Below are 23,006 nucleotides of genomic sequence, written 5' to 3' on the forward strand. Positions count from 1 at the left end.
GCCGTGACCCAGCGCTACGACCTCTCGGACGACGACGCCCGCGAGGAGGGCCTCGCCGCCGCCACCGGTGCCGTACGCCGCGGCCAGCTGGTCGTGCTGCCCACCGACACCGTCTACGGCCTCGGCGTCGACGCCTTCGACCCCGACGGTGTGCAGCGCCTGCTCGACGCCAAGGGCCGCGGCCGCGACATGCCGCCGCCCGTGCTGATCTCCACCGCCACCACCCTCGACGCGCTGGCCACCGACGTGCCCGGCTGGGCCCGCGGCCTCATGGACCGCTACTGGCCCGGCCCGTTGACGCTGGTCTGCCGCCAGCAGTCCTCGCTGCGCTGGGACCTCGGCGAGACCCGCGGCACGGTAGCGGTGCGGATGCCCGACGACCGCGGCGCGCTCGACCTGCTGGGCCGCACCGGGCCGCTCGCGGTGTCCTCGGCCAACCTGTCGGGGCAGCCGGCCGCCACCACCGCCGACGAGGCGGTGGCGATGCTGGCCGACGCCGTCGAGGTCGTCCTCGACGGCGGGCCGAGCCGCGGCTCGCTGGCCTCCACCATCGTCGACTGCACCGGTCCGGGGCCGCGCGTGCTGCGCGAGGGCGCCATCACGAGCGAGGAGCTCGACGCGGTGCTGCGCGACCTCGGCAGCGGGCTCGAGACCGAGCCGGACGACGGCCCCGACGGCGACCCGGAGCCGCCCGAGGACGAGGGGGCCGGCTCGGGTGCGTGAGTACCTCGTGGTCTTCCTCGTGGCCGGGGTCGTGAGCTACCTGCTCTGCGTCTTCGCCCGCGAGGCGGCCGTCAGGTCGGGCGCGGTGGCCCGGGTGCGCGACCGCGACGTCCACGCCACCCCCATCCCCTACTTCGGCGGCGTCGCCATGCTGGGCGGTCTCGGGGCGGGCCTGCTGATGGCCCACCGGCTGCCGTTCCTGTCCACCTCGCAGCCGTTCGTCTTCCACGACTCCGGCTACGTGCTCCTGGCCGGCGCGATGATCTGCGCGGTCGGGGTGCTCGACGACCTGATCGAGCTCGACGCCCTCACCAAGCTCGGCGGCCAGGTCGTGGCCGCCGGGTTCCTGGTGCTCAACGACGTCAAGCTCTGGTCGCTGCAGCTCCCCGGGGTGGGACAGCTGGTGCTCGATCCGACCCAGGCCGGCCTGCTGACGGTGCTGCTGGTCGTCGGCACCATGAACGCCGTCAACTTCGTCGACGGGCTCGACGGCCTGGCCGGGGGAGTGGTGCTGATCGGGGCGGTGGCGTTCTTCCTGTTCTCCTACCAGCTCTCCGCCACCAACGGCGAGACGCTGGCCATCACCGCCGCGCTGCTGTGCGCGGCGCTCGGTGGGGCGTGCGCGGGCTTCCTGCCCCACAACTTCTTCCCCGCGCGCATCTTCATGGGCGACTCGGGGTCGATGCTGCTCGGCCTGGTGCTGTCGGGGTCCTCGCTCACCCTCACCGGCCAGTTCGCCACGGTCTCGGTCGAGCGCGACGGCGGGACCACCTCCTCGATCCTGGTGATGCTGCTGCCGATCCTGCTGCCGATCATCATCCTGATCGTGCCCATGGTCGACCTGGTCCTGGCCGTCGTACGCCGCACCCGGCGCGGCCAGGCGTTCTACCAGCCCGACAAGGAGCACCTGCACCACCGGTTGCTCGAGATCGGCCACAGCCAGCGGCGTGCCGTGCTGATCATGTGGCTGTGGGCGGGGCTGGTCGCCTTCGGTGGCGTCCTCGTGGGGCTCTACTCCGGTCCGCTCACCTGGGTGCTGCTGGGGCTCGGGGCGCTGCTGACCGCGACCCTGACCTTCGTGCTGCCACGCCTGCAGCGACCGGCCGTGGTGGGCGGCTGAGCGGGCGGACGGACCTCGGCTCGACCGCCGCCCCGACTTTGTGCTAATTTTCACAAGCACCGCCACCGCCCTGGTGACAGCCCCGTCGAGCACGTGGGAGAGTCACCTGACGACGACGATGAGGCCGCCCATGACGACGACCGCCGGAACCACGCGTTCCCCGCACCCGGGGGCTCCCGGGGTGCGCCCGGTCGTCGTCCCCGTGCGCGTCGCGGTGCGGTCGCTGCTCTGGGGCCCGCCCGCCCTGGTCGCCGCCGGGGCGCTGACCTGGCTCGTGTCCGGGGCGCCCGTCGCCCTGGGCCTGGTGGCCGGCGGCGCGCTCGCCCTGCTGCTCCTGGTGAGCGGGACGCTCGTGGTGGCCGTGGCCGCCCGGGTCGACCCCCGCCTGTCGCTGCTCGTCGCGGTGACCACCTTCGCGCTGCACGCCGTGCTCGCGGGGGTGGTCTTCTACGCCGTGACCGGCGCCGACGGGGCCGACCGGACGTTCTCGGTGCGCGCCCTCGCGGTGGGCCTGCTCGTGGTCGCCGCCACGTGGACCCTCGTGCAGGTGGTGGCGCTGACCCGGGCCCGCATCCCGGTCTACGACCTGCCCGCCGATGCCGCCGCCGTGCGGTCCGAGCGGCAGGAGGCGGGTGCCCCGTGACCCGCACCGACTGTTACTCTCACGCCGCGATGTCCTCACCAGGTGCCGAACGAGACGAGGCACCCCGGGGCGACCCGTGGCACGCCTTCGGCTACATCGTCGCGGGAGTCCTGTTCTACGGACTGCTGGGATGGCTGGTCGACCAGTGGCTGGGTACGTCGTTCGTCGTGGCCCTGGGCATCCTCATCGGTGCCGGCCTCGGCATCTACATGACCATCGCCCGTTTCGATGCGCTGCCCCGGCAGCACGGAAAGAACTAGGGGAATCGCTTTGAACGTGACCGGACTTGTCCTCCGCGCCGCCGAGGGCGGCGAGGGTGGATTCGAGGCCCCCGGCCCGGCCAGCTTCGACCTGCCCCCGGTGTTCAGCGTCGCGGGCGTGGGCGTCACCAAGCCGATGCTGCAGCTGGTCCTCGGTGCGGTCCTCGTCTTCGGCTTCCTCTACCTCGCGGCCCGCAAGCGCGCGATGGTCCCCGGGCGCCTGCAGTTCGCCGGCGAGCAGGCCTACAGCGGCGTGCGCAACGGCGTGGGGCGCGACATCATCGGCTCGCGCGACTTCATGCCCTACGTGCCCTACCTGGTCGCGATGTTCTTCTTCATCCTGATCAACAACTGGTTCGCCGCGATCCCGTTCATCCAGTTCCCGACCTTCAGCCGGGCCTCCATGGCCTACGCCCTGGCCGGTCTGAGCTGGTTGGTCTACAACGCCGTCGGCATCCGCAAGCACGGCTTCCTCGGCTACCTCAAGCTCCAGTGCGTGCCGTCGGGCGTCGGGGTGGCGCTGCTGCCCCTGCTGATCCCGCTGGAGTTCTTCTCCAACCTCATCGTCCGACCGGTCACGCTGGCGCTGCGACTCTTCGCCAACATGTTCGCCGGCCACCTGCTGCTGATCCTGTTCGCGGTCGGTGGCGAGTACCTCGTGCTGCACTCGGACAACTGGTTCTACCCGGTCGCCGGCGTGGCCGCCTGGATCATGGCCATCGCGGTCAGCTTCCTGGAGCTGCTGGTGCAGTTCCTCCAGGCCTACGTCTTCGTGCTGCTCAACGCGACCTACATCGCCGGCGCCCTCGCCGACGAGCACTGATCTCCCCGGCCTCGGCCGGGACCCACAACTGAATACATCCGCACAACACGACAGCGCAGCAGTGCTGCCAACTCGAGAGGAGAGCCGTCATGGGTGGCTCGCTTAACATGGTCGGCTACGGTCTGGCCGCCATCGGCCCCGGCATCGGCATCGGCCTGATCTTCGCCGCCTACATCAACGGCGTCGCCCGTCAGCCCGAGGCCCAGGGCCGGCTGCAGAGCATCGCGATCCTGGGCTTCGCGCTCGCCGAGGCGCTCGCGATCATCGGTATCGCGCTCGCGTTCGTGATCCAGTAGTCCACTCTCCAACGACCGAGGAGAGCGACACATGTCGTACCCCATCCCCATGTCTGCGGAGCCGAGCCCGCTCGCGGTGGAGCCCGTCGAGGTCATCGTCGCGCTCGTCGTCTTCGCGATCCTGTTCTTCCTGATCCGCAAGTTCGTCGTGCCCACGTTCGAGAAGACGTTCGCCGAGCGCACCTCGGCGATCGAGGGCGGGCTCAAGGCGGCCGAGACCAAGCAGGCCGAGGCCGACGCCAAGCTCCACGAGCTCGAGCAGCAGCTCGCGGACGCCCGCCACGAGGCGGCGCGCATCCGTGAGGAGGCGCGCGAGCAGGGCGCCCAGATCGTGGCCGAGATGCGCGACCAGGCCCAGTCCGAGTCGACCCGCATCGTCGAGCACGGCAAGTCCCAGATCGAGGCGGAGCGCCAGCAGGCGCTGACGTCGCTGCGGGCCGAGGTGGGCGCACTGGCCACCTCGCTCGCCGGTCGGATCGTGGGCGAGAGCCTCGAGGACGACGACCGCTCCTCGCGGGTCGTCGACCGCTTCCTGGCCGACCTCGAGCTGCACGAGGGCGCCCGCACCGCGGGTGACACCACGGGCGGCAGCACCACCTCCGGAGGTTCCGTCTGATGGCACGCTCCGATCTGCGCGGGCCGTCGGCGGACGCCCTGGCCGACCTGACCCAGAAGCTGGGTCAGGGCGGTGCGGACCCGGCCGGCCTCTCGCAGGTGGGTGACGACCTGTTCGCCGTCGCCGGCGTGCTGCGGCGCGAGGCCTCGGTGCGCCGCATGGTCACCGACGTCTCCACCGAGTCGCAGGCCAAGTCCGGTCTGGTGCGTCAGCTGCTCGACGGCAAGGTCGGCGCCCCGGCGCTCGACCTCGTCGCCGAGGCGGTGGAGCGTCGCTGGACGCGCCCCCGCGACCTCGCGGACGCGCTGGAGCACCTCGGCGTGGTCGCCGTCGTCGACTCGGCCGGGGACGACGCCGAGCGTCTCTCCGACGAGCTCTTCACGGTCGGTCGGCTGCTCGAGCAGGAGCCGGACCTGCGGTCCGCCCTGTCCGACCCGGCCCGCTCGACGCAGGACAAGGCCGCGCTGCTGCGGTCCCTGCTCGAGGGCCGGACCCTCCCGGCCACGCTGCGTCTCACCGAGCAGGCCCTCGCGGGCACCGAGCGCACCGTCTCGATCGCCGTCGAGGAGTACCAGAAGATCGCGGCCGACGCCCACGGGGCACGGGTCGCGACCGTCCGTGTCGCCAAGGAGCTCACCGTCGGCGACCAGGAGCGGCTCGCGGCCGCGCTGGCCCGGCAGTACGACCGGCCCGTGCACCTCAACGTCATCGTCGAGCCCGGCCTGATCGGCGGGATGCGCGTGGAGATCGGTGACGACGTCATCGACGGCACCGTGGCCAGCCGCCTCGACGACGCCCGCCGCCGGCTCGCCGGCTGAGGCGTCCGACCGCTCCACCACTACACACTTCGCTTCACGCACCAGAGAGTAGGGATGAGAAATGACGGACCTTTCGATCCGTCCGGAGGAGATCCGGGACGCACTGCAGCGCTTCGTCTCGGACTACCAGCCGGAGGCGGCCAGCAAGGAAGAGGTCGGCATCGTGGCGGAGGCCGGCGACGGCATCGCCCGTGTCTCCGGCCTGCCCTCCTGCATGGCCAACGAGCTGCTGGAGTTCGAGAACGGCACCCTGGGCCTCGCGCTCAACCTGGACACCCGGGAGATCGGCGTCGTCATCCTCGGTGAGTTCGACGGCATCGAGGAGGGCCAGAAGGTCAGCCGGACCGGCGAGATCCTCTCGGTCCCCGTGGGCGACAACTTCCTGGGCCGCGTGGTGGACCCCCTCGGCAAGCCCATCGACGGCCTCGGCGAGATCGAGACCACCGAGCGTCGCGCGCTCGAGCTGCAGGCCCCCGGCGTGATGGCCCGCAAGTCGGTCCACGAGCCGCTCGCCACCGGCATCAAGGCGATCGACGCCCTGACCCCCATCGGCCGCGGCCAGCGTCAGCTCATCATCGGCGACCGCTCGACGGGCAAGACGACCATCGCGATCGACACGATCATCAACCAGAAGCAGAACTGGGACTCCGGTGACCCGGACAAGCAGGTCCGCTGCATCTACGTCGCGATCGGCCAGAAGGGCTCGACCATCGCCTCGGTGCGTGGCGCCCTCGAGGAGTCCGGCGCGCTGGAGTACACCACCATCGTGGCCGCTCCCGCCTCCGACTCCGCGGGCTTCAAGTACCTCGCCCCCTACACCGGCTCGGCCATCGGCCAGCACTGGATGTACGACGGCAAGCACGTCCTGATCATCTTCGACGACCTGAGCAAGCAGGCCGACGCCTACCGCGCCGTGTCGCTGCTGCTGCGCCGCCCGCCGGGCCGCGAGGCGTTCCCCGGCGACGTGTTCTACCTGCACAGCCGGCTGCTCGAGCGTTGCGCCAAGCTCTCCGACGACCTCGGCCACGGGTCCATGACCGGCCTGCCGATCGTGGAGACCAAGGCCAACGACGTCTCGGCGTTCATCCCGACCAACGTCATCTCGATCACCGACGGCCAGATCTTCCTGCAGTCCGACCTGTTCGCGTCCAACCAGCGCCCCGCCATCGACGTGGGCGTCTCGGTCTCGCGCGTGGGTGGTGCCGCGATGACCAAGGCCATGAAGGCCGTCACCGGCTCGCTCAAGGTCGACCTGGCGCAGTTCCGCGCCATGGAGGCGTTCGCGATGTTCGCCTCCGACCTCGACGCGGCCTCGCGCCAGCAGCTCGACCGCGGCCAGCGCCTCATGGCCCTGCTCAAGCAGCCCGCCTACTCGCCGTACCCCCTGGAGAACATGGTCGTCTCCCTGTGGCTCGGCACCTCGGGCAGCCTGGACCGGGTCCCCACCGAGGACGTGCTGCGCTTCGAGCAGGAGTTCCTCGACTACCTCCACCGCTCGCACGACGGCATCCTCTCGGGCATCCGGGAGAGCCAGAAGTTCGAGGACGAGGACGGCCTGAAGAGCGCCTACGACTCGTTCCTGGACCAGTTCGAGACCTCCGACGGAGGCTCGATCAAGCCCGGCAAGGAAGCCGAGGCCGAGGCCCTGGAGGACGAGGACGTCGAGCAGGAGCAGATCGTCAAGCAGAAGCGGAGCTGATCCCACATGGCCCTCTCGCTGCGTGAGTACCGCGCGCGGATCAAGTCGACCGAGTCGATGAAGAAGATCACGCGCGCCATGGAGCTCATTGCTGCGTCCCGCATCATCAAGGCGCAGCAGCGGGCGCAGGCGGCAGCGCCGTACGCCCGCGAGCTGACGCGGGCGGTCTCGGCCGTCGCGACCTTCTCCAACGTCGACCACCCGCTGACCACCGAGCCCGAGGACCCCAAGCGGGTCGCCGTGCTCATCGTGACCAGCGACCGTGGTCTGGCGGGCGCCTACTCCTCGAGCGTGCTCAAGGAGGCCGAGCGACTGTCCTCCAAGCTGCGCGAGGAGGGCAAGGAGGTCGAGCTCTACGTCTCCGGACGCAAGGGCGAGGGCTACCTGCGGTTCCGCAACCGTCCGGTCGTCAAGACCTGGACCGGCCACTCCGACCAGCCCAGCTACGAGGTGGCCCGCGAGATCGGCGAGGCGCTGATCGGGGCGTTCCTGCACGACCCGGAGAACCCCGAGGAGAGCAAGGCGCTCGAGGGCTCCGAGGGCGTCGACGAGGTGCACGTGGTCTACACGCGCTTCCGGTCGATGCTGGTGCAGGAGCCCACCGCGGTGCGGCTGCTGCCGCTCGAGGTGGTCGAGGGCGAGGAGAAGCCCGCGGAGGCCGACCTGCTGCCGCTCTACGAGTTCGAGCCGTCGCCGGCCGAGGTGCTCGACGGGCTGCTGCCGCGCTACGTCCAGAGCCGGATCTTCTTCGCCCTGCTGCAGGCGGCCGCCTCCGAGCTCGCCGCCCGCCAGAAGGCGATGAAGTCGGCCACGGACAACGCCGACGAGCTGATCAAGAAGTACACCCGAATCGCCAACCAGGCCCGCCAGGCCGGCATTACCCAGGAAATCAGCGAGATCGTCGGTGGCGTCAACGCGCTGGCCGACGCGAACGCCGGGAGTGAGTGAGAGAGCCATGACTGCCACTGTTGATGAGCACAAGACCCAGAAGGACCAGGGCGGGGTGGGCCGCATCGCCCGCGTCACCGGTCCGGTCGTCGACGTCGAGTTCGCCAGCGACGCGATGCCCGAGATGTACAACAAGCTCGAGGTCGAGCTCGACCTGAGCGGCGAGAAGCGCATCCTCTCCATGGAGGTCGCGCTCCACATCGGCGACGGCATGGTCCGCGCCGTCTCGCTCCAGCCCACCGACGGCCTCGTCCGCGGTGCCCAGGTGCGCGACACCGGCAACCCGATCTCGGTGCCGGTCGGCGACGTCACCAAGGGCCACGTCTTCAACGCCCTCGGCGAGTGCCTCAACCTCGAGGAGGGCGAGGAGCTCGACGTCACGGAGCGGTGGGGCATCCACCGCCAGGCCCCGGCCTTCGACCAGCTCGAGTCCAAGACCCAGATGTTCGAGACCGGCATCAAGGTCATCGACCTGCTCACCCCCTACGTCCAGGGCGGCAAGATCGGTCTGTTCGGTGGTGCCGGCGTCGGCAAGACCGTGCTGATCCAGGAGATGATCGCCCGCGTCGCCAAGGACCACGGTGGCGTCTCGGTGTTCGCCGGTGTCGGCGAGCGCACCCGTGAGGGCAACGACCTCATCGTCGAGATGGAGGAGGCCGGCGTCATCGGCCAGACCGCCCTCGTCTTCGGCCAGATGGACGAGCCGCCGGGCACCCGCCTGCGGGTCGCGCTGTCCGCGCTGACGATGGCGGAGTACTTCCGCGACGTGCAGAACCAGGACGTGCTGCTCTTCATCGACAACATCTTCCGGTTCACCCAGGCCGGCTCGGAGGTGTCGACCCTGCTGGGCCGGATGCCCTCCGCCGTGGGCTACCAGCCCAACCTGGCCGACGAGATGGGTCAGCTCCAGGAGCGCATCACCTCCACGCGTGGTCACTCGATCACCTCGATGCAGGCGATCTACGTCCCGGCCGACGACTACACCGACCCGGCCCCGGCCACGACGTTCGCGCACCTCGACGCCACGACCGAGCTGTCCCGCGAGATCGCCTCGCTGGGCATCTACCCGGCCGTGGACCCGCTGACCTCGACCTCGCGGATCCTCGACGCGCAGTACATCGGCCAGGCGCACTACGACTGCGCCATCCGGATCAAGCAGATCCTGCAGCGCAACAAGGAGCTCCAGGACATCATCGCGATCCTCGGTGTCGACGAGCTGTCCGAGGAGGACAAGGTCATCGTCTCGCGGGCCCGTCGCATCCAGCGGTTCCTGTCGCAGAACACCTACGTCGCCAAGCAGTTCACCGGCATCGAGGGCTCGACGGTCCCCGTGGCCGATACGATCGAGGCCTTCAACAAGATCGCCGACGGCGAGTACGACCACGTCGCCGAGCAGGCCTTCTTCATGTGCGGTGGCCTGGACGACGTCGAGAAGAAGTGGGCGGAGATCCAGGGCAAGACCGGGGAGTCGTCGTGACCGACGACGCGATCCGCGTCGAGCTCGTCGCTGCGGACCGCCTGGTGTGGTCCGGCGACGCGACGCGCGTCATCGCCCGCACCACCGAGGGCGACGTCGGCATCCTGCCGCACCACGCACCGCTGCTCTCGCTCATGGTGGACGGCGTCGTCGACATCCAGACCACCGACGGCGAGACCTGGGTCGCGGCCGTGGACGCGGGCTTCCTCTCGGTCGCCCACAACCGCGTCTCGATCCTGTCCGAGCGGGCCGAGATGTCGCACGAGATCGACCTGGAGCAGGCGCGCAACGACCTCGAGCGGGCCAAGCAGTCCGGCGAGAACGAGGACGACGCGCAGGCCGAGGTACGCCGCCTCGAGGCCCGGATCCGGGCCGTGGAACAGGCGTCCTGACCAGCTAGCCAGCACGCACGCGACGAGGGGTCGCCCCGGGGAACCGGGGCGGCCCCTCGTCGTTTCCCCGCGTCTCCTACGCTGAGCGCCACAACCGACGGCGGCGGAACGAGGATCGGATGGCGTGGTGGCTCGTGCTGCTCGACGTCGTCGGCGCACTGCTGCTGCTCGTGCTCGCCCTGGGCGTCGTGCTCGTCGTACGCCGGCGGGTGCTCGCCCGTCACGGCGGGACCTTCGAGCTCAGCGTCCGTGACCCCCGCCAGCCCGCCGGGCGCGGTTGGGCGCTCGGGCTGGGCCGCTACCGCGACGACCACCTGGAGTGGTTCCGGATCTTCTCGCCGCTGCCGCGGCCGCGCCGCACCTGGGGCCGCAACGACCTGACGCTGGACTCGCAGCGCGAGACCGACGAGGAGGAGGGCTACGCGCTGTACTCCGGCCACCTCGTCGTGCACTGCTCCACACCGGCGGGGGAGGTCGAGCTCGCGATGAGCCCGCAGTCGCTCACCGGCCTGCAGTCCTGGCTCGAGGCCGGTCCGCCGGGCTCACGGCCCTCGCGCTAGCCCCGGTCCTCGGGCGCGGAGACCCCGCGCTCACCTCCGGGCACCCACAGCACGTCACCCAGCTCGCGGTTGGCGTGGCGGGCCAGGATGAACAGCAGGTCCGAGAGCCGGTTGAGGTAGCGGATCGCCAGGACGTTCATCGAGTCGGCGTGGTGCTCCCACGCCGCCCAGGCCGACCGCTCGGCGCGGCGGCACACGGTGCGGGCGACGTGCAGGTGGGCTGCTCCCGGCGTACCCCCGTTGAGGATGAAGGACCGCAGCTTGGGCAGGTGCTCGTTGTACTCGTCGCACCACGCCTCGAGGCGGTCGACGTAGTCGGCCTCGATGCGCAGCGGGGGGTACTCCGGGTCGGGCACGACCGGGGTGCAGAAGTCGGCCCCGACGTCGAAGAGGTCGTTCTGCACGTGGGTCAGGACGCGCACGACGTCGTCGTCGAGACCCCCCGCCGTCAGGGCCACGCCGAGGTGGGCGTTGGCCTCGTCGACGTCGGCGTAGGCCTGCAGCCGCGGGTCGGTCTTGCTCGTCTCGCTCATGTCCCCCAGGCGCGTGCTGCCGTCGTCCCCGGTCCGGGTGTAGATGCGCGTGAGGTTCACCATGGCCCCACCCTAGAGAGGGGCCGTGCCCGACCGCTCCGTTAGCCTCCCGGTATGGGGAGCTTCCGGGTGGTGTCCGAGGGTCCCTTCACCCGACCCCTGGCCGGCACCGTCGAGGTCGGGGGAGCCAAGAACTCCGCGCTCAAGCTGCTCGCGGCCACCCTGCTCGCGCCGGGACGCTCGGTCGTCCACAACGTCCCGCGCATCCTCGACGTCGCCGTGATGGGCGACCTGCTGGAGCGGTTGGGCTGCACCGTCGAGATCACCTATCCCGAGCCCGCCGACCCCGCCACCTCCACCGCCGGCCGCGCGGTGGTCGACGTGCCCGAGGAGCTGCAGCCCGAGGCGCCCTACGAGCTCGTACGCCGGCTCCGGGCCTCGATCGCGGTGCTGGGCCCGCTCACCGCCCGGTGCCACCGCGCCAGCGTCGCGCTGCCCGGCGGCGACGCGATCGGCTCGCGTGGCCTCGACATGCACATCCGCGGGCTCGAGGCGCTCGGGGCGTCGGTGCGCATCGAGCACGGCCAGGTCGTCGCCGAGGTGGCCGGGCCGCGCCTGGTCGGCGCCGAGATCGCGCTGGACTTCCCCTCGGTGGGGGCCACCGAGAACCTGCTGATGGCCGCCGTGCTGGCGCAGGGCCGCACCGTCATCGACAACGTCGCCCGCGAGCCCGAGATCGTCGACCTCTGCCGGATGCTCCAGGCCATGGGGGCCCGCATCGACGGCGTCGGCAGCCCGACGCTGGAGGTCGAGGGCGTCGACCGGCTCGCCCCCGTGGAGCACCGCACCGTCACCGACCGGATCGTCACCGGCACCTGGGTCTTCGCCACCGCGATCGCCGGGGGCGAGCTGCGCGTCGCCGCCGGCGTGGCCGAGCACCTCGACCTGGTGCTCGACAAGCTGGTGGCGGCCGGGCTCGAGCTCGACGTCGAGGACGACGGCTTCACGGTGCGCTGCGAGCGCCGGCTGCGGGCCTTCGACGTGGTGACGCTGCCCTACCCGGGGTTCCCCACCGACCTGCAGCCCTTCGCCATGGCGCTCGCCGCCGTCTCCGAGGGCACCGCGATGATCACCGAGAACGTCTTCGAGGCGCGGTTCATGTTCGCCCAGGAGCTGGCCCGGCTCGGGGCGGACCTGCGCACCGACGGCCACCACGCGGTGGTGCGTGGCACGCCGCTGCTCTCCGGCGCCCCGGTCGTGGCGCACGACATCCGCGCCGGTGCGGCGCTGGTGCTCGCAGGGCTGGCCTCGCAGGGCACCACCCTGGTGGCCGAGGGCCACCACGTCGACCGCGGCTACCCCCGCTTCGCCGAGACGCTCGCCGCCGTCGGCGCGGACGTCAGCCGCGTCGACGACGACTGAGGTCGGGCGGATCCCCGCCAGCCCGGCTCCTCGGGCGCGTCACGGAACCTCCGGGGTGTGTCGTGCGTCGAGACTGGGAAGGGGTAGGCAGGGGGTGGTGCTCGTGGAGCACTCCAGGAACGGGAGCACAGTCGTGCTGGGCGGCACGCTCGACGTGCGCTGCACCGCGACGCTGCGCGCGCTGGTGTACGACGCGCTGGCGGAGGGCCACGACACGGTGGTCGTCGACCTCGCCGACGTCGACTCGGTCGACGTCACCACGCTCAAGCTGCTGGCGGTGGCCAGCCGGAGCGCCCAGCGCCAGGGCCGGCGGGTCGTGCTGCGGGGCTGCAACAGCGGCGTACGTCGGCTGCTGCACCTCTCGCACCTGCGCGCCCTGCTGGCCGTCGAGCCGCCGCACCGCTTCGAGACGCCGGTCCGAGCCGTGTGAGATGTCCCGCGTGTGACGCACTGCACATCCCTTACCCGGCGGTAGCCATCGGGCCTAACCTCGGCCCATGAGCCAGACCCCGTCGCAGCCGACCCCCCGGCCCGAGAAGGACCGCCCCTGGGTGATGCGGACCTACGCCGGCCACAGCTCGGCCGCGGAGTCCAACAAGCTCTACCGCAACAACCTCTCCAAGGGGCAGACCGGCCTCTCGGTGGCCTTCGACCTGCCCACGCAGACCGGCTACGACCCCGACAGCCCGCTGGCCCGCGGCGAGGTCGGCAAGGTCGGCGTGCCGGTGCCGCACCTCGGCGAGATGCGGCGGCTGTTCGAGGACATCCCGCTCACCGGGATGAACACCTCGATGACGATCAACGCCACCGCGATGTGGCTGCTGGCGCTCTACCAGGTCGTGGCCGAGGAGCAGAACCCCGACCTCGACCCGACCGAGGTCGCGGCCCAGCTCGCCGGCACCACCCAGAACGACATCATCAAGGAGTACCTCTCCCGCGGGACCTACGTCTTCCCGCCCGAGCACTCGCTGCGGCTGATCGCCGACGTGATCGCCTACACCGTCCACGAGATCCCGAAGTGGAACCCGATCAACATCTGCAGCTACCACCTGCAGGAGGCCGGCGCGACGCCGACGCAGGAGCTGGCCTATGCGCTGTGCACCGCCATCGCCGTCCTCGACGCGGTCCGTGACTCCGGGCAGGTCACCGAGGACGACTTCGGCAGGGTCGTGGGCCGGATCTCCTTCTTCGTCAACGCGGGCGTGCGGTTCGTCGAGGAGATGTGCAAGATGCGCGCCTTCGTGCAGCTGTGGGACGAGATCACCCGCGAGCGCTACGGCGTCACCGACGAGAAGATGCGCCGCTTCCGCTACGGCGTGCAGGTCAACTCCCTGGGGCTGACCGAGGCGCAGCCGGAGAACAACGTGCAGCGGATCGTGCTCGAGATGCTCGGCGTCACCCTGTCCAAGGGGGCCCGCGCCCGGGCCGTGCAGCTGCCCGCCTGGAACGAGGCGCTCGGCCTGCCCCGCCCGTGGGACCAGCAGTGGTCGCTGCGGCTGCAGCAGGTGCTCGCCTTCGAGTCCGACCTGCTGGAGTACGACGACCTCTTCGAGGGCAGCCACGTCGTCGAGGCCAAGGTCGCCCAGCTCGTGGGCGACGCCCGCGCCGAGATGGACCGGGTGCAGGCGCTCGGCGGTGCCGTCGCCGCGGTGGAGTCCGGCTACATGAAGCAGGCGCTGGTCAGCAGCCACGCCGCCCGCCGCGGTCGCATCGAGAGCGGCGAGGAGGTGGTCGTCGGCGTGAACCGCTTCGAGACCACCGCGGAGTCGCCGCTGACGGCCGACCTCGACGGCGCGATCCAGGCGGCCGACCCCGAGGCCGAGCGGTCGGCCCTCGCCGGCCTCGAGCAGTGGCGCAGCGAGCGTGACCAGGACGCCGTCGACCGGGCGCTGGTCGAGCTGGCCGCGGCCGCCAAGACCGACGCCAACCTGATGTCCGCCACCCTGGTGGCAGCCCGTGCCGGCGCGACGACGGGGGAGTGGGCCGGCACGCTGCGCGAGGTGTTCGGCGAGTTCCGCGCCCCGACCGGGGTGTCCGGGGCGGTCGGCGTCGCCGACGCCGGGGCCGAGCTGACGGCGGTGCGCGAGCGGGTGCGGTCCACCTCCGAGGAGCTCGGCGGCCGGCTGCGGCTGCTGGTGGGCAAGCCCGGACTGGACGGCCACTCCAACGGCGCCGAGCAGGTCGCGGTCCGGGCGCGCGACGCGGGCTTCGAGGTCGTCTACCAGGGCATCCGGCTCACCCCGGCCCAGATCGTGGCGGCCGCCGTCGCCGAGGACGTCCACTGCGTGGGCCTCTCGATCCTGTCGGGGTCCCACATGGAGCTCGTGCCGGACGTGCTCGACCAGATGCGCGACGCCGGTCTGGACGACGTGCCCGTGATCGTGGGCGGGATCATCCCCGACCGCGACGCCCGCGCCCTGAAGGAGCTCGGCGTCGCCGCGGTGTTCACGCCCAAGGACTTCAGCCTCACCCAGGCCATGGGTGGCATCGTCGACGCGATCCGGGCGGCCCACCAACTGGTCTAGTTCCAGCGCGCCAAAAAGCCGCCCGCCGAGTCGTACGTCGTCACACGCGCCCCACGACGTCGTACTGTGCGAGGCGGACGGATGGAGCGACCAGGAGGCCGGTCGCACCACGCTTGAGACCGAGGCGGATCGCCCCCGATGCAGCAGCTGCACGAGCAGGAGCCCTGGCACTACGGCCTGCTCGCCGACACCGTGCTCACGGCCGACGAGGCGACGGTGCTCGTCGACGTCGAGGGGGTCGTGGTGCTCGCCAACGGGCACGCGGGCGAGCTGCTGGCGCTGCCGGCCGAGGCCCTCGTCGGACGCCGGGTGCAGGACTTCGGTCGGGCGTCGATGCACCTGTTCCAGGCCGCCGCGGTGAGCGCGGTCGTCGACAACGGCGTCGAGGTGACGGTGCGGTCGTGCCAGGTCACCGACGCCATGGGCGGCGCCCACCGGGTCGACCTCGCGCTGGGCCCCGTGCAGACCGACCGCGGCCCCTACGTCTCGGTCGGGATGCGCGACTCCACCGACAAGTACCAGCAGACCAAGCTCTTCCGCGGCCTCCTCGAGGCCGCGCCCGACGGCATGGTGATCGTCAACCGCGACGGCATCATCACCCTCGTCAACGCCCAGGTGGAGCAGATGTTCGGCTACCACCGCGCCGAGCTGGTGGGCGAGCCCGTGGAGATCCTCGTCCCCGACCGCTACTCCGGCATGCACATGGCCTTCCGCAACGGCTACGTCAGCGAGCCCCGCACCCGGCCGATGGGCCTGGCCGGCGACCTGCACGCCCGGCGCAAGGACGGCACCGAGTTCCCCGTCGAGGTCACCCTGTCGCCGCTGGAGACCGAGGACGGCCTGCTGGTCTCGGCCGCGGTGCGCGACATCTCCGAGCGTCGCCGGCTGCAGGAGGAGAACGACCGCGTCAAGGACGAGTTCTTCGCGACCGTCTCCCACGAGCTGCGGACCCCGCTGACCTCGATGATCGGCTACGGCGAGCTGATGACCGACCTGGAGGACCTCAGCCCGCAGGGGCGCCGGTTCCTCTCCGTCATCATGCGCAGCGCCGAGCGCGAGCTGCGCCTGGTCGACGACCTGCTGACCCTGGTCGCGATCGAGGAGTCGGGCCTGGCCATCCGGACCGCCGAGATCGACCTCGAGCGGGTCGTGCGCGAGGCCGTGGAGGCCGGGCGTCCCCGCGCCGAGGAGGCGCAGCTCCACCTGTCGCTGGAGACCCCCGGCAACGCCGTGGCGATGTACGGCGACCGCGACCGGCTGGGCCAGGCGATGGACAACCTGCTCTCCAACGCCATCAAGTTCACCCCCGCCGGCGGCTCGGTCCGCGTGGTGCTGCGCCCCGGGCGCGGCCAGGCCCAGATCGACGTCGTCGACACCGGGGTGGGGATCGGGGAGGAGGACCCCGACCAGCTGTTCGAGCGGCTCTTCCGGGCCCCGACCGCCGTGGCCCAGCAGACCCCGGGTGCCGGCCTCGGCCTCACCATCGCGCTCGCGATCGTCGAGGCGCACGCCGGCACCATCGAGGTGGTGCGCAGCGGCGCGGAGGGGACGACCTTCCGGATGACGTTCCCGCTGCGGCGCGGCGAGGACTGACCGGTCCCGGCGGGCGGGCCACCGTCCGAGGCGAGGACCGACCCCTAGAAGAGCCGCTGGCTCGGGTCGTCCATGCCGCGCAGGGCGTCGTAGTCGACGGTGGCGCAGGCGATGCCGCGGTCGGTGGCGAGCACGCGGGCCTGGGGCTTGATCTCCTGGGCGGCGAAGATGCCCCGCACGGCGCCGAGGCGGGTCAGCGCCGGGTCGCGGTTGAGCAGCTCGAGGTAGCGGGTCAGCTGCTCGACGCCGTCGATCTCGCCCCGGCGCTTGATCTCCACGGCCACCGAGAGACCACCCGCGTCGCGACACATCAGGTCGACCGGGCCGATCGCGGTGGGGAACTCGCGGCGCACGAGCGTCAGGCCCTCGGACAGGGTCGCGGGGTGCTCGGCCAGCAGCTCCTGCAGGTGCTTCTCCACGCCGTCCTTCTGCAGGCCGGGGTCGATGCCGAGGTCGTGGGTGGAGTCCGCGACGACCTCCTCGACCAGGATCCGCAGCGAGTCGCCGCTCTTGGCCTCGACCAGCCACTCGACCTGGCCGTCCTCGGAGAGGCCCTCCTTGACGGTGCACGGGGGGCTCATCCAGTTCAGCGGCTTGTAGGAGCCGCCGTCGGAGTGCACCAGCACCGATCCGTCGGACTTGAGCATCAGCACCCGCGTCGCCATCGGCAGGTGGGCGGTGAGCCGTCCCGCGTAGTCGACCTGGCACCTCGCGACGACGATCCTCACGGCCGGTGAATCTACCTGCGATGCTGGGCCCATGGGGACACCGGTCGCGCGGGTGGTGGTCGTGGGCGCCGGCGTGGTCGGCCTGACCACCGCCGTCCGGCTCCTCGAGGCGGGCCACCGCGTCGACGTGCTGGCCCGTGACCTGCCCCGCGAGACGACCTCGGTGGTCGCCGCCGCGCTCTGGTACCCCTACCGCGCGCTGCCCCAGGAGCGCGTCACCGCCTGGGGCGCCACGACGTACGCCGCGCTGGCAGCGCTCGTCGACGAGCCGGGCAGCGGGGTGCGCGTGCTGCCGGGCACCGAGGTGCACGCCGCGGCCGCGGCCGACCCGTGGTGGGTCGACGCCGTGCCCCGGCTGGACCGCGTCGCCGCACCGCAGGGGTACGCCGACGCGTGGTCCTTCGCCGCGCCGGTCGTCGACATGCCGGTGCACCTGGACTGGCTGCGCGACCGGGTCGAGCGCCTCGGCGGCACCGTGACCCGGATGAGCCTGGGCGCGCTGCCGCCCCCGGCCGAGGACGAGGTGGTCGTCAACTGCGCCGGGATGGGCGCGCGGCTGCTGTCCGCCGACCGCACCGTCGGCCCGGTCCGCGGCCAGGTGGTGCACCTCGCGGGCGTGGAGCTGGACCGCTGGTGGCTCGACGCCGCCGGCCCGACGTACGTCGTGCCGCGCTCCGAGGTGGTCGTGGTCGGCGGCACCGCCGAGGAGGGCGAGTGGAGCCGTACGCCGGACCTCGGCACCGCCACCGCCGTGCTGCAGCGGGCGACCCGGCTGGTGCCCGAGCTCGCGTCCGGGCACGTGGTGGCCCACCGGGTCGGCCTGCGACCGGCGCGCCCGTCGGTGCGGCTGGAGGTCGAGGGCCGGGTGGTGCACAACTACGGCCACGGCGGCGCCGGGGTCACGCTGTCGTGGGGCTGCGCGGACGAGGTCGCCGGGCTGGTCGCCGGCCTCGCCGGGTGACCCCGTCGCGTGACCGGTCCCACACCTGACCGGCCGGTAACCCGTGGCAGGATGCCCGGCATGAGCACCGGGACACGTGAGTTCAGGACCATCGGCGTCATCGGCCTCGGCACCATGGGGGCCGGCATCGCGGAGGTCTTCGCCCGGCACGGCTACGACGTCGTCGGGGTCGAGATCGACGACGACGGGGTCACCAAGGGACGTCAGCACCTCGAGAGCTCCACTGCCCGCGCCGTCAAGCGCGGCAAGCTCACCGAGGCGGAGCAGGCCGAGCTGCTGGGCCGCGTCAGCTTCGCGACCTCGCTCTCCGGGCTCGCCGACGCCGACCTCGTGGTCGAGGCGGTCGTGGAGTCGCTGTCGGTGAAGAAGCAGATCTTCGCCGACCTCGAGGCGGTCGTGAAGCCCACCGCGGTGCTCGCCACCAACACCTCCTCGCTCTCGGTCACCGAGATCTCGACCGCCAACGCCAGCCCGGGCCGGGTCGTCGGCGTCCACTTCTTCAACCCCGCCCCGGTGCAGGGCTTCGTCGAGGTGGTCCGCACGGTCGTCACCGAGCCGTCGGTGGTCGAGGACGTCTCCGACCTGGTCCGCACCCTGGGCAAGAACCCCGTGGTGTGCGGCGACAAGGCCGGCTTCATCGCCAACACCCTGCTGTTCGGCTACCTCAACCACGCGGTGTCGATGTACGAGAACCGCTACGCCTCCCGCGAGGACATCGACGCGGCGATGCGCTACGGCTGCGGCTACCCGATGGGGCCGCTGGCCCTGCTCGACCTGATCGGCCTCGACACGGCGTACGAGATCCTGGAGACGATGTACCGCCAGGGCCGCGACCGGCTCCACGCCCCGGCGCCCATCCTCAAGCAGATGGTCACCGCGGGCCTGCTGGGCCGCAAGTCCGGCCGCGGCTTCTACTCCTACGAGGCCGCCGACTCCCCGGTCGTCGTGCCCGACGACCGCACGCCCTCGGCCGACGACGCCCCCGAGCTCAAGCACGACATCCAGCGCGTCGGCGTGGTCGGCACCGGCACGATGGCCACCGGCATCGTCGAGGTGATGGCCAAGGCGGGGTACGCCGTGACCTACGTCGGCCGCAGCCAGGACAAGGTCGCCGGCGTCTCGGCGACGATCGAGCGCTCCCTCGACAAGGCGATCCAGCGCGGCAAGCTCGAGGAGTCGGCCAAGGCCGAGGTGCTCGGTCGGCTGACCGGGTCGACCTCGCTCGACGACCTCGGCGACGTCGACATCGTGATCGAGGCGATCGCCGAGGACCTCAAGGTCAAGACCACGCTGTTCGAGAACCTCGACGAGATCTGCAAGCCCGGCGCGATCCTGGCCACCACGACCTCCTCGCTGCCGATCATCGAGTGCGCCTCGGCCACCGACCGCCCGCAGGACGTCGTCGGCATGCACTTCTTCAACCCGGCGCCGATCATGAAGCTGGTCGAGGTGGTCTCCACCGTCGCCACCAGCGACGACGTCGCCGAGACCGTCAGCGCGCTGTGCGCCAAGGTCGGCAAGGTGGCCGTGTCCTGCGGCGACCGTGCCGGCTTCATCGTCAACGCGCTGCTCTTCCCCTACCTCAACGACGCCATCCGGATGCTCGAGGCGCACTACGCCACCGCCGACGACATCGACACGGCGATGAAGCAGGGCTGCGCGCTGCCGATGGGCCCCTTCGAGCTGCTCGACGTGGTCGGCAACGACGTGTCGCTGGCGATCCAGCGCGAGCTCTACCTGGAGTTCCGCGAGCCCGGCTTCGCCCCGGCCCCGCTGCTGGAGCACCTCGTCACGGCCGGCTACCTCGGCCGCAAGACCAAGCGCGGCTTCCGGGACTACAGCAGCCGCTGACGCCCGCCGCGGACAGGACCTGTCCGCTGCGGCTGCCAGGGTGGGGTCCGTGAACACCACCGAGCGCGTGCTGACGCTGCTGGCGCTGCTGCAGTCGCGGCCGGTGTGGTCGGGCGCGGAGCTCGCCGACCGGCTCGGCGTCACCACCCGCAGCATCCGCCGCGACGTGGAGCGGCTGCGCGAGCTCGGCTACCCGGTCGGGTCGGCCCACGGGGCCGGCGGCGGCTACCAGCTCGGCGCGGGCCGCGCGCTCCCGCCGCTGCTGCTCGCCGACGAGGAGGCGGTGGCCGTCGCGGTCTCGCTCCGGCTGGCGGCCGGGGGCACCGTGGCCGGCGCCAGCGAGGCGGCCGTGCGCACCCTGGCCAAGCTCGACCAAGTGATGCCGCCGCGGCTGCGCAGCGAGGTGCGCGCGATCCAGGACGCCACCGAGACGCTGACCGGCGGCGGGGTGCAGGTCGACGGCGACCTGCTGCTGCGCACCGCCCGGGCGTGCCGCGACACGGTGCGGCTGCGGTTCGGCTACCGCTCCCACGACGGCACCGAGAGCCGACGGCTGGTCGAGCCGGTCCGGCTCGTGGCCACCAGCCGGCGGTGGTACCTCATGGCCTACGACCTCGACCGCGACGACTGGCGCACCTTCCGGCTCGACCGCGTCGAGGACCTCGAGGTGACCACGTGGCGCTTCGCCCCGCGCGAGCACCCGGACCCCGCGGGGTTCGTGCAGCGTGCGGTCCCCGCCTCGCCCTACCGCCACGTCGCCCGGGTGCGGGTCCACGCCCCGCTCGCCGACGTGGCCGAGCAGGTGAGCCCATCCACGGGCCGGCTGGAGGCCGACGGGCCCGACGCGTGCCTGCTGACCGCCGGGGGTGAGGACCTGCTGTGGTTCGTGGGCTTCCTGCTGGGTCTGGGCCACGAGCTCGAGGTGCTCGAGCCGGCCGAGCTGCGGGACTCCTTCCGCGACACCGCAGCCCGGCTGCTGCGGGCCGCCGGGCCCTCGGGGGCCGCCGGTCCGTGACGGTCGCCCGGCGCCGGGCCCGACGTACGCTGGCGGCATGCCCACCACCCTGGTCTTCCTCGTCGTGCTCGCGCTGGCCGCCGGTGCCCTGTGGTGGGTGCTGCAGCGCAACAAGCGTCGCGAGCTGGAGCGCAAGGAGGCCGAGCTGGCCCCGGTGCGCCAGCTGGCCTTCGAGGACGTCACGGCGCTGGGGGTGGAGCTGCAGGACCTCGACCTCGACCTGGCGGGGGCGCCGCTCGACCCGGGCGCCAACTCCGACTACCAGCGGGCGCTGGACGCCTACGAGGCCGCCAAGAAGGCCGCGGACACGATCACCGCCCCCGAGCAGGTCAAGCACGTCACCGAGATCCTCGAGGACGGGCGCTACGCCATGGCGTGCGTCCGGGCCCGGGTCGCGGGGGAGCCGCTGCCCACCCGCCGCCCGCCGTGCTTCTTCGACCCCCGCCACGGTCTCTCGGTCGAGGACGTGCCCTACGCCCCGCCGGGCGGCGCGCTGCGCGACGTGCCGGCCTGCGCCCTGGACGCCGAGCGCGTCAAGGTCGGCGCCGAGCCCGACATCCGCAAGGTGATGGTCGGCTCGCAGCGGGTGCCCTACTGGCAGGGCGGTCGCGCCTACCAGCCGTACGCCGCGGGCTACTTCGGCGGCTTCAGCCCGATGAACTTCATGTTCATGGGGATGATGTTCGGCGGCGGCTTCGACGGCCTCGGCGACGGGATCGGGGCCATCGGCGAGGGCTTGGGGGAGGGCATCGGCTCGATCGGCGACGGCATCGGCGGGATGTTCGACGGCGTCGGCGACATGTTCGACGGCTTCGACTTCTAGAGCGGCGTCCATTTGCACGATCCAATCTGGTGACGCAGCCGTAACGGAGCGTCAACCTCCCGGTGACCTCGCTCCGTCACGCTTCTTCCATGACCATCGCCCTGAACCGTCCGCACCGCCACGACCTGGCTGTCCCGACGTCCTCCGGCACCACCCCCGAGCAGCGTCGCCGCGAGGGCGCCACCCGCGACCTCGCCGTGCGCCACCTGCAGGGCGTCAGCACCCTGCTGTCCCACCGCACCGACCTGCGCGGCGTGCACGCCTTCGCCGACGTGGTCGAGGAGTCCGTGCGCTGGTCGGCCTGACCCTGGGCTGCGGCAGGATGGGCCCATGGCCCTGCACACCACCACGGTCGGTGGCGACCACAGTGGCTCCCTGCTCGTCTTCTGCCACGGCCTGTTCGGCCAGGGCCGCAACTGGACCGGGGTCGCCAAGGCCCTGGCCGACGAGCACCGGTCGATGCTGGTCGACCTGCCCCACCACGGCCGGTCGTCGTGGCCCGAGCGGGTCGACTACCTCGACCTCGCCGACCAGGTCGCCGCGGTGCTGCCCGCCGACGAGCCGGTCACGCTGGTCGGCCACTCCATGGGCGGCAAGGTCGCCATGGTGCTCGCGGTGCGGCACCCCGAGCTGGTCGCGCGGCTGGTGGTCGTGGACGTCGCGCCGGTCGACTACGGCGGGAGCACCGAGTTCGCGGCGTACGTCGAGGCGATGCGGGGGCTCGACCTCGCCTCGATCCACCGCCGCAGCGACGCCGAGGAGGCGTTGACGGCAGCCGTGCCGTCGCGCACCGTGCGCGACTTCCTGCTGCAGAACCTGCGTCGCGACGGTGACTCCTGGCGTTGGCAGGTGGACCTCGAGGGGCTCGGCTCCAGCCTCGCCACCATCAGCGGCTGGCCCGCCGACCGGGTGGCCGGGCTGACCTACGACGGTCCGGTGCTGTGGATCGGCGGCTCGGAGTCACGCTACGTCCAGGCCTCGCACGTCGAGGCGATGCAGTCGCTGTTCCCGCGCCACCGCAGGCTGACCGTCAAGGGTGCCGGCCACTGGGTGCACTCGGAGAAGCCCGACGTCTTCGTCGAGGTGCTGCGGCGGTTCACCGCCCCCTGAGCCTCCCGGACGCGACGAGGGCCCGCGCACCTCACGGTGCGCGGGCCCTCGTCGGTGGGGTGCGTCAGTC

The 23,006-nt window shown here is 71.9% G+C and carries 25 protein-coding genes; 23 read left to right on the forward strand and 2 right to left on the reverse strand.

Features of this window, described 5'->3' with window-relative positions:
* Positions 1-3 precede the first annotated feature (3 nt).
* From ASG49_RS02910 to ASG49_RS02970, 13 genes are all read left to right on the forward strand, one after another.
* Entirely contained in the window at positions 4-723 is a 720-nt protein-coding gene (locus tag ASG49_RS02910) for an L-threonylcarbamoyladenylate synthase (RefSeq protein WP_056536839.1), read from the forward strand.
* Complete coding sequence (locus tag ASG49_RS02915) at positions 716-1,843, forward strand: MraY family glycosyltransferase (protein WP_056536842.1); 1,128 nt, start codon at positions 716-718, stop codon at positions 1,841-1,843. Before ASG49_RS02910 ends, ASG49_RS02915 begins: the two co-directional genes overlap by 8 nt.
* A gap of 130 nt (positions 1,844-1,973) precedes the next feature.
* Entirely contained in the window at positions 1,974-2,486 is a 513-nt protein-coding gene (locus tag ASG49_RS02920; RefSeq protein ID WP_156384152.1) for a hypothetical protein, read from the forward strand.
* Positions 2,483-2,746 (forward strand): AtpZ/AtpI family protein, encoded by a 264-nt coding sequence (locus ASG49_RS02925; protein WP_156384153.1) that lies wholly within the window; start codon positions 2,483-2,485, stop codon positions 2,744-2,746. Before ASG49_RS02920 ends, ASG49_RS02925 begins: the two co-directional genes overlap by 4 nt.
* A gap of 16 nt (positions 2,747-2,762) precedes the next feature.
* Entirely contained in the window at positions 2,763-3,569 is an 807-nt protein-coding gene (gene atpB, locus ASG49_RS02930; RefSeq protein WP_056536848.1) for a F0F1 ATP synthase subunit A, read from the forward strand.
* An 89-nt stretch (positions 3,570-3,658) separates the two neighbouring features.
* Positions 3,659-3,865, forward strand: a complete 207-nt coding sequence (gene atpE, locus ASG49_RS02935) for an ATP synthase F0 subunit C (protein WP_056536851.1) — start codon at positions 3,659-3,661, stop codon at positions 3,863-3,865.
* A 49-nt stretch (positions 3,866-3,914) separates the two neighbouring features.
* On the forward strand, positions 3,915-4,481 hold the full coding sequence (locus ASG49_RS02940) for a F0F1 ATP synthase subunit B (protein WP_156384154.1): 567 nt from the start codon (positions 3,915-3,917) through the stop codon (positions 4,479-4,481).
* On the forward strand, positions 4,481-5,299 hold the full coding sequence (locus ASG49_RS02945; protein WP_056536857.1) for a F0F1 ATP synthase subunit delta: 819 nt from the start codon (positions 4,481-4,483) through the stop codon (positions 5,297-5,299). Before ASG49_RS02940 ends, ASG49_RS02945 begins: the two co-directional genes overlap by 1 nt.
* 61 nt (positions 5,300-5,360) lie before the next feature.
* Complete coding sequence (atpA, locus tag ASG49_RS02950) at positions 5,361-6,998, forward strand: F0F1 ATP synthase subunit alpha (RefSeq protein WP_056536860.1); 1,638 nt, start codon at positions 5,361-5,363, stop codon at positions 6,996-6,998.
* Between the two features lie 6 nt (positions 6,999-7,004).
* The gene (locus ASG49_RS02955; RefSeq protein WP_056536863.1) at positions 7,005-7,946 is read left to right on the forward strand and encodes a F0F1 ATP synthase subunit gamma; all 942 of its coding nucleotides are present in this window, start codon (positions 7,005-7,007) and stop codon (positions 7,944-7,946) included.
* A complete protein-coding gene (gene atpD / locus ASG49_RS02960) occupies positions 7,939-9,423 on the forward strand; it encodes a F0F1 ATP synthase subunit beta (RefSeq protein ID WP_246003347.1) in 1,485 nt (494 codons plus the stop codon). The genes ASG49_RS02955 and atpD overlap by 8 nt, the downstream gene beginning before the upstream one ends.
* A complete protein-coding gene (locus ASG49_RS02965) occupies positions 9,420-9,815 on the forward strand; it encodes a F0F1 ATP synthase subunit epsilon (RefSeq protein ID WP_082533735.1) in 396 nt (131 codons plus the stop codon). Before atpD ends, ASG49_RS02965 begins: the two co-directional genes overlap by 4 nt.
* Before the next feature lie 119 nt (positions 9,816-9,934).
* On the forward strand, positions 9,935-10,375 hold the full coding sequence (locus tag ASG49_RS02970; protein ID WP_056536869.1) for a DUF2550 domain-containing protein: 441 nt from the start codon (positions 9,935-9,937) through the stop codon (positions 10,373-10,375).
* Here ASG49_RS02970 and ASG49_RS02975 read toward each other — a convergent pair.
* Positions 10,372-10,971: a cob(I)yrinic acid a,c-diamide adenosyltransferase gene (locus ASG49_RS02975; protein ID WP_056536872.1), complete on the reverse strand. Its 600-nt coding sequence runs from the start codon at positions 10,969-10,971 to the stop codon at positions 10,372-10,374. The genes ASG49_RS02970 and ASG49_RS02975 overlap by 4 nt on opposite strands.
* A 51-nt stretch (positions 10,972-11,022) precedes the next feature.
* On the opposite strand from ASG49_RS02975, the gene murA reads away from it, so the two are divergent.
* The 4 genes from murA to ASG49_RS02995 all read left to right on the forward strand — a co-directional run bounded on the left by murA (position 11,023) and on the right by ASG49_RS02995 (position 16,448).
* On the forward strand, positions 11,023-12,330 hold the full coding sequence (murA, locus tag ASG49_RS02980; protein WP_056536875.1) for a UDP-N-acetylglucosamine 1-carboxyvinyltransferase: 1,308 nt from the start codon (positions 11,023-11,025) through the stop codon (positions 12,328-12,330).
* A 133-nt stretch (positions 12,331-12,463) separates the two neighbouring features.
* Positions 12,464-12,760: an STAS domain-containing protein gene (locus ASG49_RS18840; RefSeq protein WP_162244488.1), complete on the forward strand. Its 297-nt coding sequence runs from the start codon at positions 12,464-12,466 to the stop codon at positions 12,758-12,760.
* Between the two features lie 67 nt (positions 12,761-12,827).
* A complete protein-coding gene (locus ASG49_RS02990) occupies positions 12,828-14,855 on the forward strand; it encodes a protein meaA (RefSeq protein ID WP_056536878.1) in 2,028 nt (675 codons plus the stop codon).
* A 138-nt stretch (positions 14,856-14,993) separates the two neighbouring features.
* Complete coding sequence (locus ASG49_RS02995) at positions 14,994-16,448, forward strand: PAS domain S-box protein (protein ID WP_056536880.1); 1,455 nt, start codon at positions 14,994-14,996, stop codon at positions 16,446-16,448.
* 44 nt (positions 16,449-16,492) lie between these two features.
* Here ASG49_RS02995 and nucS read toward each other — a convergent pair whose 3' ends face one another.
* The gene (gene nucS / locus ASG49_RS03000; protein ID WP_056536883.1) at positions 16,493-17,176 is read right to left on the reverse strand and encodes an endonuclease NucS; all 684 of its coding nucleotides are present in this window, start codon (positions 17,174-17,176) and stop codon (positions 16,493-16,495) included.
* Positions 17,177-17,207: 31 nt separating this feature from the next.
* Here nucS and ASG49_RS03005 point away from each other — a divergent pair, with 31 nt between their 5' ends.
* From ASG49_RS03005 to ASG49_RS03030, 6 genes are all read left to right on the forward strand, one after another.
* On the forward strand, positions 17,208-18,137 hold the full coding sequence (locus ASG49_RS03005; protein ID WP_056536885.1) for an FAD-dependent oxidoreductase: 930 nt from the start codon (positions 17,208-17,210) through the stop codon (positions 18,135-18,137).
* A 60-nt stretch (positions 18,138-18,197) separates the two neighbouring features.
* Entirely contained in the window at positions 18,198-19,988 is a 1,791-nt protein-coding gene (locus ASG49_RS03010) for a 3-hydroxyacyl-CoA dehydrogenase family protein (RefSeq protein WP_056536888.1), read from the forward strand.
* Positions 19,989-20,037: 49 nt separating this feature from the next.
* On the forward strand, positions 20,038-21,003 hold the full coding sequence (locus tag ASG49_RS03015) for a YafY family protein (RefSeq protein ID WP_056536891.1): 966 nt from the start codon (positions 20,038-20,040) through the stop codon (positions 21,001-21,003).
* A gap of 37 nt (positions 21,004-21,040) precedes the next feature.
* Positions 21,041-21,826, forward strand: coding sequence for a hypothetical protein (locus ASG49_RS03020; protein ID WP_056536894.1), 786 nt, complete (start codon positions 21,041-21,043; stop codon positions 21,824-21,826).
* A gap of 89 nt (positions 21,827-21,915) precedes the next feature.
* Positions 21,916-22,131 (forward strand): hypothetical protein, encoded by a 216-nt coding sequence (locus ASG49_RS03025; RefSeq protein WP_056536897.1) that lies wholly within the window; start codon positions 21,916-21,918, stop codon positions 22,129-22,131.
* Between the two features lie 25 nt (positions 22,132-22,156).
* Complete coding sequence (locus ASG49_RS03030; protein WP_056536900.1) at positions 22,157-22,936, forward strand: alpha/beta fold hydrolase; 780 nt, start codon at positions 22,157-22,159, stop codon at positions 22,934-22,936.
* The last annotated feature ends 70 nt before the right edge of the window (positions 22,937-23,006 follow it).

This window comes from Marmoricola sp. Leaf446, assembly GCF_001424755.1.
Classification (GTDB): Bacteria; Actinomycetota; Actinomycetes; order Propionibacteriales; family Nocardioidaceae; genus Marmoricola.